Consider the following 11,949-nt stretch of genomic DNA (forward strand, 5'->3'; position numbering starts at 1 on the left):
GGGAAACTTGAGGAACGCCGCCCGCCTCGCTACGATTCCCGTCCCCTGGAGAGGTGTCCGAGTGGCTGAAGGAGCCGCATTCGAAATGCGGTCTGCGGGTAACTGCAGCGGGGGTTCGAATCCCTCCCTCTCCGTTCAACTCCTACACAACACCGGCCGTTGGCGGGCGGTTCGGGCGGAGCGCCGCGAAGTTGCGCCGGGTGGGGCGATGCACGCTCGGCGTCCTGATGCGCATCGCGAGGCTCACTCGCCTTGAAGCAGGCGGGTGGCGAGGGGTTCGATGTCGGCGGCGTCGAGCTGGCCGGAGGCGTCGAGGTCGGCGACGAGTCTGGCGCGGAGGCCTGCGGCGGAGGGGGCGAGCAGGGTATCGATGAAGGGCTGGATGTCGCGGGCGTCGAGGAGACGATCGGCGTTTAGGTCGCCGAGGTCGGAGGGTTGGGGGGCAGGGGCGGCGGGGTTGCCGACGAAGTCACGGTAGCAGGCGAGCCAGTCCTGGTAGTCGACGAGTGTGATCGCCGCGTCGGCGTCGGAGTCGGCGCAGGCGCGGTAGCCGAATTGGCCGCCTTCGAGCCCGAAGGTGAGGAGGAATCTCGAGAAGTCGTCGGCGTCGACGTCGGCGTCGTTGTCAAGGTCGCCGCAGAGATTGCATGGAATCCCGTATTCCCATGTATCCGTGAAACTTCCGAATACGGAGTTTCCTCCAAAAAGTTCGATAATCCCTCGCGCGGAATCGTACGCTACCGCATGGTGACGCCGGGCCGGAGGTTGAACAATGGTTCGAATCGACCAACTGTTACCGTCCCACTCCCACGTATCGTTGAGATCGCTACCGCTTGACTTTTCACCGCCAAACAACACCGTAACCCCACGCGCAGTATCGTAGGCCATTGCAGCGTAGCGTCGTGATGGGGGTCCGCTCGTCGTGCGCAGACTCCAAGTGCTTCCATTCCATTCCCACGTATCGCCCAGCAAGGGTTCGGAGAAATTCTCCCCAAAGTAGAAACCGCCAAAAAGCACTGTAACCCGCCGCCCGGTGTCAAAAGCCATCGCATGTCCTGCGCGACCTAAAGGTCCGGTACCAGAGCGAATAATCCAATTGTTACCATTCCACTCGATTGTTTGGGAAGTTGTGGCTTCGTTATTCGTCAAGCCACCAAAGCATACGGTAACCGCTCGGTAGGCGTCGTACGCCATCGCATGACCATGACTGGCCCCGGGGCCGAGACCGGGGAACCGTTGTGTCCATGTATTTCCGTTCCACTCCCATGTCTCTCGACTGTAGGTTCCTTCGCCGGTTTCTCCTCCGAACAACACGGTCACACCCCGCGCTGTGTCGTGGGCTAACGCGGAGTAACTTCGCGGAGACGGCCCGGACGCAGAACGCAATTCCCAATTGCCGTCAGTCCTTTCCCAGGTATGACCGACATAGCCACCGTTGTATCCGCCGAAGAGGAGCATGGCTCTTCGGCCACGATCAAAGGCCATTGCAAGACCCTGGCCTGCGGGGACACTCTGGCGGAGGCTCCAGTTCGCGCCATCCCATTCCCACGTTTCACCGCTCGTTCCGGACGAGAGCGCGAATCCTCCGAAGAGCAGTGTCTGGCCGCGTGCCAAATCATACGCCATTGCGTGTTGTTGACGGGCCGAAGGGCCGCTATTCGAACGTAGGCTCCAAGCGGATCCGTTCCATTCCCACGTCTCACTGCTAAAAACTGACGACGAAGTCTCGCCCCCAAAAAGCACAGCGACGTGACGCGCGGTATCGAAATTCATCGCATGGTAGTGGCGCGGCGATGGTCCAACGCTGGATCGCAACGTCCACGCACTGCCATTCCATTCCCAGGTCTGCCCGTTGTTGATGCTTGGAGTTCCACTTGTGCCACCGCCAAAGAGTACAGTTACGCCTCGATCAACATCGTATGCCATGGCATGGTTGACTCGATTGGAAATGCCGCCCGCGCCGCGGAAGGTCCACGTATTACCATTCCATTCCCAAGTATCGGCCATCGCAGAAAAATTCGCATTTGATCCGCCAAACAAAACCGTTACGCCACGAAGAGTATCATAGGCCATGGCGTGTCCCCGACGTGGTGGTGGGCCGCTGGTCGAACGCAGCGTCCAGGCGGTTCCGTTCCATTCCCATGTCTCGTTGTTAAGCCCGCTGAAAAAACCACTCGCGCCTCCGAATAGCACCGTCACACCACGAGTGGAGTCGTACGCCATCGCGTGATCGATCCTGCCCGAAGGTCCAGTGCTTGAGCGAAACGCCCATGTATTGCCGTTCCATTCAAAAGTTCGAGTACCCGCGAACAACACAGTGACACTTCTGGCGCTGTCGAAAGCCAATGCGTGTCTAGACATGGGAGTGAGGACAATAGGGGAACTCCAGTCAGGTACTTGCCCCATGGTTGGCATGCAGTGACTTAAGAGCATCGCTACTAATCGAATAAGCGACCTACTGCTTAATAGGGTGCCGATGTCTCGGGGGATGATCGCCGGCCTCATGCGTCCCTCTCCGGTACGGACGGTTGAATTACGCGCCCATGTTCGCGAAGGCGCTTATGATCGGCAGTACTATTGTACCGTCGAACGGCGGTTCAAAAAAGATCAGGCGTGGTTGGCGAATAAAGCGCCGAATTGGGCTACCCCCCTTCCAAACCCTCCCCTTCGTAAGGGGAGGCAATCATTTGGCCAATTCGTCGATCCAGTGGCGGGCGATTTCGCGCCAATTCACTTGATCGAGGGTGTGCGTCATTAACTCGCTGTACATGTCGCGTTCGCGGCCTTTAAGCGGGTTGTTGGATTCGATAGAGTCCTTGAGCCAGTGGGCGAGGGCGATCGTCGCGTTGTCGATGCGGGACAACGGTGCGCTTGTGCTGGCAGAATGGCGGGCAGGGACGCCCGCCCCACTGTCATCCTTAGCGGACTCCCAGGCTTCGCGGGCGGCCTTTTTGGCGATCTCGTTCGCGCCGGGATTGTCCATCAGCCAGAGCTGGACGAGCCAGGTTTCTTCGTTGGACCAGAGGTCCTGGGGGGAGGACATGAACACATCAGAAAGTCAAAACGTCGAAAAGTCAAAACGAACCACAGATGAACGCAGAATGACGCAGTTGAACCGTTGGTGTTCGAACCCTCACCCCGGCCCTTTCCTGGAAGGGAGAGGGAGTTACAGGCTTGAAAGCACCGCGACGATGTTGGCGCGGCTGGCGCGGGCCGCGGGGATGAGGGCGGCGAGGATGCACATGAGCGTGGCCAGACCGGCGCCGGCCGTGACGAGGCCCCAGGGGATCGTGAAGGCGGGCTCGAAGCCGGAGAGCAGCCGCGTCATGAAGTTGCTGGTTCGCGCAAGCATCAGGCCCAGCGTCAATCCGAGGCCGCTGCCGAGCAGGCCGACGACGAGGGCCTCGCCGAGGACCATGCGCGAGACCTGGTTGCGGGTGACGCCGATGGCGCGGAGGACGGCGATCTGTTTGGAGCGGCTGGCGACGTTGGCGGCCATCAGGTTCGCCAGGCCCAGCGCGCTGATGAGCAGCGCGACGAATGGCGCGGCGGAGAGCAGCAGCGTGACGCGATTGATGTTGCGGTCGATCTGCTGCTTGAGTTCGCGGGCCGTCACGAATGCCTTGGGGGGGTAGTCGAGCTTCTTTAGCATCGTGTTCACGATCCGCTCTTCGGGACCGGCTTCCGGGACCGGGCCGGGGCCGAGGGCGAGGGAGCGGCGCTCGCCGGGTTTGGCGCCGGGGCGGCGGGCGATGGCCTGATCGGCGGTGCTGACGATCCGCGAGGCGTCGGTCGCGGGGAGGTCGAAGTTGAAGAGCATGAGTTTTCCGTATCGGCGGCCGAAAAGGCGCTCGGCGTCGGCGCGGGCGCCGACGATCGCGCCGACCGCGTAAAACTGGAAGTAGTCGGAGGCGTTGAAAAAGCTGATGGCGATGTCGACACCGGGCGAGCCGATGACACCGGCGATCGTGAAACGGGCGCTCTTTTCGTCGACCCAGATGTCGAAGCTGTCGCCGAGATGGACTTTGCGGGCGTTGGCGAACTCGCGGGTGACGAGGACGTGATGGCCCTGCTTGAGTTTGGCCACGGCGTCGGCCTGATTCCCTTCGAGGAAGGCGAGCTTGATGATGCCCAGTCCCTCATCGGGGTCGATGGCGAGGAACCGAGAGGATTGCTCGAGCATGGAGAGGGTGCGAAAGATGCCGAGCTTGCTGGGCTTGGTCAGTGAAAAGGCGAAGTCGTCGGCGACGGTGAACTGACCGACGCCGGGGGTGTGGCGGAGCGCATCGACTTCGTCGAGGGGAAGTGCGGCGTAACTGTAAAGCAAGGCGTCGGGGAATTCCTTGGGGAACTGCCAGCCTTCCTTGACGGACTCGGCCCAGACGACGAGGCCGACGATGAGGGAGAGACCGACCATGAGACCGGAACAGACGGCGGCGCAGCGGAAGGGGGCTTTGTCGATTTCCTCGCCGAGCAGTTGCGGGGCGAGGCGGAGGACGAGGGCGGCGATGAGGACGGCGGCGCGGCCGAGGAGGACGACCACACCGGGTGCGAGCAGGGCGCAGCCGCCGTAGAGCAGTAAGACGAGAGTGACGCCGGCGGCGTCAAACGAGGAAGTGCCGGAAGTACTGATATAGCGCTTAAGCAATTCGTGTGCGGCGATGAAGACGAGACCGGTCGCGGTGGAAAGCCAGATCCAGCGTGATAGATGCTGACTCGGCTCGGAGCGAGCGGCCTGCACGGGCGAGACGGAGAGTGCGCTGGCGGCAGGGATAGCCGCGCCGAGGAGCGTGGTGCCGATACCGCCGATCGTCGCGAGGGCCATGCCCCAGCGGCTGATGGTCATTTCGCCGAGGTAATCGGGGACGCTGGTGACCGTGAGCCAAAGCAGGGCAATGCCGAGGGGCAGGCCGAAGAGCGTGCCGATGAGCCCGAGGGGAAAGGTCTGGAGGAGGATGAGACCTCCCAGTTGCCGGCGGGTGACGCCGACGCAGCGGAGGAGCCCGAGTTCGGCGATGCGCTCGACGACGCCCATGTTCATGGAGGCGAGGATGATGAAGAAGGCCGTGAGGAGGACGACGCAGGAGAGCAGGAGCATGATGAACTGGAGCAGGCCCTGGGCGGCGCCGAGTTTTTGATGCTGCGTCTCGGTCGTCTTGACTTGCAGTCCCTCGGCCTCGTGATCGGCGGCGACGCGCTGTTGGTTTCGCCGGTCGATGAGTTCGCGGATCGTCGCGGCGGTCTTTTGGATGTTCGCCACACTCGAATCGGCGAGGATGATATCGATGCCCTTGACGCGGCCGGGCAGAGCTACGACGGACTGGACGTCGGCCAATTTGGCCCAGGTCATCGGCGCCTGGTTCACGCTGGCGCGGCGGCGATCGAGGATGCCGACAATTTTGAATGTGCGAACCTGCTCCGGCGACTTGAGCGAGCGGATCAGCATGTCATCGCCGACTTTCAATTTCAATTCGTCGGCCAACAGCGACTCAACGACAATAGCGTCCTGGTCGCCGGGCTCGATGAAGCGACCGGCCGACATTCGATAGGTGCGGAAGATCTTTTCTTTCTCCGGGACCACGCCGGTCATTTCGATGAGGTGGAACTTGTCACGCAGAGGTGCAGAGGGACGGAGGGTTGATTGTTCCTCAGCGTCTCTGCGCCTCTGCGTGAGAACTTCTGTGCCGGAGGCGGCGTCGACGTACTCGCGGGTGCGCGTCGTCGTGTGGACGACACCCGGAGATTTGGCAATCTCGGATTCCAGGCTTTCGTCGAAGACGGCCCAGACGCCCTCGACGGGCTCGATGATGATATGCGCGGAGCCGATCCACTCGAGCACAACGCGGGTGATGCCCTGGCGGACGGATTCGTAACAGCAGGTGACCCAGACGACGACGGCGACGCCGAGCGTGACGGAGAGGGCGGCGAGCGCGGAGCGGCCCGGCCTAGTCCGCCAGTTCCGCGTAGCGAGTTGATACCAGTGTCGCATCGGCGCATCCCTTGGATTCGATGATGCCGGCAAACCGGCCTTGCTTGAGGACGTAGACGAGGTCGGCGTGGGCGGCGGCGTTGGCTTCGTGCGTAACCATGAGGACGCTGGCGCCCGCGCTTTGCGTCAGTTCGCGAAGCAGCCGCCAGATTTGCAGGGAGGATGTTGGGTCGAGGTTGCCGGTCGGTTCGTCGGCGAGGATCAGGGCGGGATTGTTCATTAGCGCGCGGGCGATGGCGACGCGCTGCTGCTCGCCGCCGGACATCAAAGCGGGACGATGCCGCGTGCGATGTTGCAGCTTGACGGTGGCGATAAGCTCGTCGGCGCGGCGCTGGGCCTCGCCGTGCGGGCGACCGTCGACGAGGAGCGGGAGCATGACGTTTTCGAGGGCCGTCAGCGTGGGCAGGAGGTTGTACGATTGGAAGATGATGCCGAGGCGGCGGCGGCGGAAGAGCGTGCGCTCGTCGTCGGAGAGGGCGGTCATTTCGCGGCCGTCGATGGTGACGCGGCCGCTGTCGGGTTTGTCGAGGCCGCCGATGAGGTGCATGAGCGTGGTTTTGCCGGAACCGCTGGCCCCCATGATGGCGACGAACTGACCGGGCTCGACGCAGAGGCTGACGCCGTTGAGGGCGTGGATGGTCTCGTCGCCGAGGTGATAGGTCTTGTGCAGGTCATCGATGAGAGTAGCGGTGGGCATGGATGAGGGGCCATCAAAAAGACAAAACACCGAAAAGTCAAAACGTCAAAATGGGAGGAGCCCTCACGCGGAGGAAATTGGCGGCTGCGTTACTCGATCACCCCCGGTCAATGACCGGGGGCTAAATGTGCACTATTATTCTCACTCACCATGCGAATCCTCGCGACCAGCGATCTTCACTACAACATTGCCCGGAGCCAGGGTCCGACGCGGGAGCTGGCGAAGGAGGTCTGCCGGCGCGGGGGCGATTGTCTGTTGTTCGTGGGCGATTCGGCATCGACCGACCTGGCGATGCTGGAGGAGGTCTTCGGGCTTTTCGAATCTTTCCGCGGTCCACGGCTGGCGGTGGCGGGTAATCATGAGTTATGGACGACGGGCGGGGTGGATTCGCTGGCGCGGTATGAGCGGGATCTGGCGGAGGCCTGTCGAAAGAGCGGCGTACACTATCTGGACGCGGAGCCCTACCAGGACAACGGCGTTGCCATCGTCGGCAACGTGGGATGGTACGATTTCTCGTTTCGGCGGTCGGGGATGGAAATCCCCTTGCGGTTTTACCAACACAAGGTGGCGCCGGGGGCGGCCGCGTACTATGAAAAGCACCGACATTTACTGGAGGAGGACGGCGACGTGTCGGAGCGGGCCCGACAAGTGACGACGCGGTGGATGGACGGTGAGCGGGTGCGGCTGCCGATAGGGGACGTGGATTTCACGCGGCATTTGGCCGATCGGCTCCGCCGCGATCTCGAAAAAGTCAGCGCGACGGCGGAACGCGTCGTCGTGGCGGTGCATCACCTGCCCTTTGCGGAATTGGTGCCGCCGACGATCGTGCCGAACTGGGCCTTTGCGGCGGGCTTTCTGGGGAGCGAACTATTGGGCGAGACGATCCTAGAATTCCCCAAGGTCAGCCATGTGCTTTGCGGCCACTCGCATCGGCGGCGGACCTGCCGGAAGGGGGGTTTCGTCTGTACGAGCATTGGTTCGACCTACCGGGAGAAACAATATGAGGTGGTCGACGTTACCTGATACCGGAAGGTGAATTGGGGATTGCGAAATGACGATTCGGTACTTCTTCGGGGGCTTGGTCGCTCTCGGTTTGATTGCGGAGACGGTGCTGGCCGCTCCCCGGGCGGAGCGCGTGACTCCGGTCGTTCGCGTGTTCAAGGAGTGCAGCCCTGCCGTCGTCAACCTGTCCACAACGGCGGTGGTGACGGTGCAGCCGCGGATCGGCATTCCGGACATGTTCCACGAGATGTTCGACTTTCCGACGATCCGGCCGCGCAGCTATACCACACACAGTGTGGGGTCGGGGTTTCTCATTCATGAGGACGGGTACCTCGTGACGAACGCCCACGTCGTCGAGCGCGCGGCGGAATGCAAGGCAGTCTTTGCGGATGGGACGGAACTTTCGGCCATCGCGGTGGCCAGCGATCCGGCGAGCGATCTGGCGGTGCTGAAGGTGGATGCGCCCAAGCCGCTGCCGTTTCTGAAAATGGGGAAGAGCGACGATTTGATGCCCGGTGAGACGGTCATCGCCATCGGCAATCCGCTGGGATACCAGCACACGGTGACGTCGGGGGTGATCAGCGCGATCAACCGGGAGCTGCGGTTCAGCAGCGATCGGGTGTATTCGGGGCTGATCCAGACGGACGCGTCGATCAACCCGGGCAATTCCGGGGGGCCGCTGCTCAATATCTTCGGAGAGCTGATCGGCATCAATTCGGCGATTCGCGGCGATGCGCAGAACATCGGGTTCGCCATCCCGGTCGACCGGCTGCACGATTTGCTTCCGTCGATGCTCGACTTGGAGCGCCTGCGGCGGGTGCGGTTCGGCCTGCACTTCGACAGCGACGGGGACCATGGGTCGGTCGCCGGCGTCCGGGTGAAATCGGTCGACCAGGATTCGCCGGCGGCCGCGGCTGGGGTCCTTCCCGGGGACATCGTGACGGCGATCGAAGGGAAACCGACGGGCCAATTCATGGACGCGTTCGGCATCCTGAGCGGGGCAAAGACAGGTCGGCGGCTCGATCTCGAAGTGGCGCGGGAAGGCGGTAAACGCCGAAAAGTGGAAGTATTGTTGGCAGAAGTGCCCGTGGCCGACAACGCCGAGCGCATGAAGGCGCACTTCGGCCTGACCGTTCGCGATCTGACCGCGGCGGATCTGAAGCGCATCGGGCTTCGCCGGCCGGTCGGGCTGCTGGTGACGGACGTTCAGCGCGGGACGAGCGCGGCGGAGGGCGGCGTCGAACGCGGCGATATCATCACAATGTTCGGCGGCTGGCCGGTGACGTCGCTGGAGTCGCTGGGGCAGCTCATCGAGCAGGTTACGCCGCGCGATCGGATCCCGTTTCAGTTGCTGCGCGTTCGGGGCGAGAGTTTTACGCGGTTCGAGTTGGGGCTGCGAGCGAAGTAGGGTGGGCCGTGCCCACCATTGACCTTATGAATCATCCCCATCGGAGATGGGTGGGCATGGTCCACTCTACCAGAGCGCATGGCGAATAGTGGAAGGAGAGTCGTCGTTGCTCCGTGCAGCTTCAAAGGCGTGTTGAGCGCTCGGGAGGCGGCGGAAGCGATGGCTGGAGGGATTCGCCGGGCGCGGCCGGAAGCGCGGATCGACGTCGTACCGATGGCGGATGGCGGCGAGGGCACGCTGGACGTCCTGGTCGATGCCCATAAAGGCAATCGGCGACGCGTCGCGGCGCATGGGCCGCTGGGCGAGCCGATCGAGGCGCCGGTCGGGCTGATTCGCCATGCCACGAGCGCCGTCATCGAATTGGCGAGCATCGCGGGGTATGCGATGGTGCCGCCGGAGCGGCGAGATCCCTTGAAGACGAGCACCATCGGCGTCGGCGAGGTCATCCGCGCGGCCGTCGAGAGCGAAATCGACGAGATCATCCTGACGCTCGGCGGCAGCGCGACGGTCGAGGGCGGGGCGGGGATGATGCAGGCCCTGGGGATGATCTTCTTCGATCGGGAGGGCCGGTTGATGGAGCCGCCAATTACGGGCGGCGATCTGGAGCGGATCGGGCGAATCAGTTGGGACCACCCGCCGGCGAACATGGAAAACGTGCAGTTTACCATAGCAACGGATGTGTTGAATCCGGTCTGCGGCTCCAACGGTGCCGCCGCGGTGTTCGGGCCTCAGAAGGGCGCGGATGCAAACGGGGTGCGGGTACTCGAAGCGGGGCTCTCGAACTGGGCGGAACTCCTCGAGGGGATTTGCCGACGAAGAATCCGCGACGAGCCGGGGACGGGAGCGGCGGGCGGCGTGGCCCTGCCGCTGCTCGCCCTGACGAGCGCGATGATCGTGCCCGGCGTCGATCTGGTCGCCGAGGCGACGGGACTGGCGGCGAAGATTGCTGAGGCGGACCTGGTGATTACGGGCGAGGGCTGCCTGGATCGGCAATCGATGATGGGCAAAGTCGTGGGAGCGGTCGGGCGGATGTGCAATGCGGCGGACGTGCCGTGCCTTGCGATCGTTGGGAAGACCGGCGAGGGGGTTGAGGAGTGCCGCGCGGTGCTGGTGAACTGGTACACACTCGATGCCCCGATGGAACAGACCGGGGCGCGCTTAGTGGATGCGGCCCATCACGTCGCCGCTGAGAATCTTTAACCCATGACCCCCCGCGAATCGACGCTGGTTCGACCTTACCCGGGCAGCGACGGCGCCCTGCGATCTCGATTCCTATATTGGATGGCGACGAGCGTCAGCCTGGTCCTCCTTGTGGCCTGGTGCTTCAGCATCCTTGGCTTTATTCGATATGACCATGTTTCGAAAACCTCAGAATGGAGCGGCTACGTCGGACGCGGCTTTTTTTCATGGTGGTACGAGGAGGTCCCGGGATCGGGATCCGGCCCCCTGAGAGTCGAATCGGATTTCTTGTTTGGTTGGCACCCGGCGCGTCGGATCCCCGTTTCGCGGGCGCTGGGATTGCGATTTCCGGAACGAATCTCCACTGGAACCTACCGCGGTGTTGCGATCCCCCTTTGGCTGCCGTGGACGGCGGTCTCGCTGCCGTTGGGGATAGCGACAATACGAAAGGTTCTGGTGCGCAGGCGAACCGCGTCGGCGATCACGATGCGGCGGCATTCGATGCAAGTCAGTCTCTTGGTGGCGGCGCCCATTTATCTGGTTTCGATCGTCGGTCTATCCTGGCTGCTCGATGTCATGGCAAGCTACTTCGGCTGGTATATCCCCAGCGGGCGCGTGGGGATGCTGAGCCTGGCGGTCACCATGTTCGTGGTGCTGTTTGTCCCCTATCTCGTCGCGCGATATGTGCATCACAAGGTGCGCTGGCGAAGATTGGAGGACGCTAATTTGTGCGTCGCGTGTGGGTACGATCTGACGGGAAACGTCAGCGGGCGATGCCCGGAGTGCGGGACGGCGTGCCAGCCCCTTAGCCCCCGGTGATTCACCGGGGGCTAAAGGCGGCATTGACCGCGTTACATCCGCTTGGCGGTGCCCTTGCCTTCTTCGAGCTTCTTCATTTTCCAGGCGTCATACGTCGCCCAGGTCCATTCCATCGTGCTGCTGTCGGGGAACTTCACTTCGCCGACCCAGTGCGTGTTTTGGCCGTGCATGGGGTTGTAACCCTCGCCGGTCATCTTCCAGGTCTTGGTGGACTCGTTGTACGTCATGTCGCCATCGGCGGCCGTCCCCATATTGTCATAATAGGCGGTCTCGTACTCCTTCTCATGCGCATCCCAGGTATAGACGCCCATGCCCATCATCTTCATTTCTTTCATTTCCTCGCAAGTCCCCTCCATCTTCTCAACGAGTACGGTGCGGTCGCATTCCCAGCCGATCGTGGAATTGCCGGTGATGTGCATGGTCTTGCCGTCGGCGCCTTTCATCTCGCCGGTCGATTGCCAGGTTCCCACCCACGACTCGAGCCGGTCGAGCTCCGCCGGGCGGGACGGCATCTTCATGGCCGAGGGGTCCATGTTTTGAGGCTTCGCGCAACCGACCGCCGCGGCGGCAGCACATAAGCCGACCGTAAGGATTCGCCAACTTCGCGTCATGGGGGTAACTCCTTAAAAAGATGGTTTGACTGAGCGCCCGGGACTCCGCGTCACGGCGCCGGTCGTCATTGAGGGCATTGTCGGGGTCGAAATCGCTGTCCGTCCTTTGCAAACGGCTGACTCGCGATGGGAAGTGTAACACTTGTCCAGCGGAGGAAAAGAGGGTCCAAAGGCCGCGTCGAGGGGGGAATTCCACCATAGGAGGAGTCCCTTGGAGTTCGGGTCCGGCACGACGGGCCGCAAG

The 11,949-nt window shown here is 62.6% G+C and carries 9 protein-coding genes and 1 tRNA gene; 5 read left to right on the forward strand and 5 right to left on the reverse strand.

The annotated features are described in order from the left end of the window. Window positions 1–47 precede the first annotated feature (47 nt). Window positions 48–134: transfer RNA gene (locus VJZ71_20620), tRNA-Ser, on the forward strand. 109 nt (window positions 135–243) lie between these two features. Here VJZ71_20620 and VJZ71_20625 read toward each other — a convergent pair. The 4 genes from VJZ71_20625 to VJZ71_20640 all read right to left on the reverse strand — a co-directional run bounded on the left by VJZ71_20625 (window position 244) and on the right by VJZ71_20640 (window position 6,686). Continuing rightward, window positions 244–1,047 (reverse strand): kelch repeat-containing protein, encoded by an 804-nt coding sequence (locus tag VJZ71_20625; protein HKQ50488.1) that lies wholly within the window; start codon window positions 1,045–1,047, stop codon window positions 244–246. Window positions 1,048–2,683: 1,636 nt separating this feature from the next. Then, window positions 2,684–3,043: a hypothetical protein gene (locus VJZ71_20630; GenBank protein ID HKQ50489.1), complete on the reverse strand. Its 360-nt coding sequence runs from the start codon at window positions 3,041–3,043 to the stop codon at window positions 2,684–2,686. 123 nt (window positions 3,044–3,166) lie between these two features. Further along, window positions 3,167–5,989, reverse strand: coding sequence for an FtsX-like permease family protein (locus VJZ71_20635; GenBank protein ID HKQ50490.1), 2,823 nt, complete (start codon window positions 5,987–5,989; stop codon window positions 3,167–3,169). Continuing rightward, entirely contained in the window at window positions 5,946–6,686 is a 741-nt protein-coding gene (locus VJZ71_20640; protein HKQ50491.1) for an ABC transporter ATP-binding protein, read from the reverse strand. The genes VJZ71_20635 and VJZ71_20640 overlap by 44 nt, the downstream gene beginning before the upstream one ends. A gap of 150 nt (window positions 6,687–6,836) precedes the next feature. On the opposite strand from VJZ71_20640, the gene VJZ71_20645 reads away from it, so the two are divergent. The 4 genes from VJZ71_20645 (at window position 6,837) to VJZ71_20660 (ending at window position 11,094) form a co-directional block, all read left to right on the forward strand. Beyond that, on the forward strand, window positions 6,837–7,709 hold the full coding sequence (locus VJZ71_20645) for a metallophosphoesterase (protein ID HKQ50492.1): 873 nt from the start codon (window positions 6,837–6,839) through the stop codon (window positions 7,707–7,709). A gap of 28 nt (window positions 7,710–7,737) precedes the next feature. After that, window positions 7,738–9,096, forward strand: a complete 1,359-nt coding sequence (locus VJZ71_20650) for a trypsin-like peptidase domain-containing protein (protein HKQ50493.1) — start codon at window positions 7,738–7,740, stop codon at window positions 9,094–9,096. Window positions 9,097–9,174: 78 nt separating this feature from the next. Beyond that, complete coding sequence (locus VJZ71_20655; protein HKQ50494.1) at window positions 9,175–10,296, forward strand: glycerate kinase; 1,122 nt, start codon at window positions 9,175–9,177, stop codon at window positions 10,294–10,296. 3 nt (window positions 10,297–10,299) lie between these two features. Then, complete coding sequence (locus tag VJZ71_20660) at window positions 10,300–11,094, forward strand: zinc ribbon domain-containing protein (GenBank protein HKQ50495.1); 795 nt, start codon at window positions 10,300–10,302, stop codon at window positions 11,092–11,094. 32 nt (window positions 11,095–11,126) lie between these two features. On the opposite strand, the gene VJZ71_20665 is transcribed toward VJZ71_20660, so the two are convergent. Further along, a complete protein-coding gene (locus VJZ71_20665) occupies window positions 11,127–11,705 on the reverse strand; it encodes a DUF1579 family protein (GenBank protein ID HKQ50496.1) in 579 nt (192 codons plus the stop codon). Window positions 11,706–11,949 lie beyond the last annotated feature (244 nt).

This window comes from Phycisphaerae bacterium (assembly GCA_035275405.1).
In the GTDB taxonomy this organism is placed as follows: domain Bacteria; phylum Planctomycetota; class Phycisphaerae; order UBA1845; family UTPLA1; genus DATEMU01.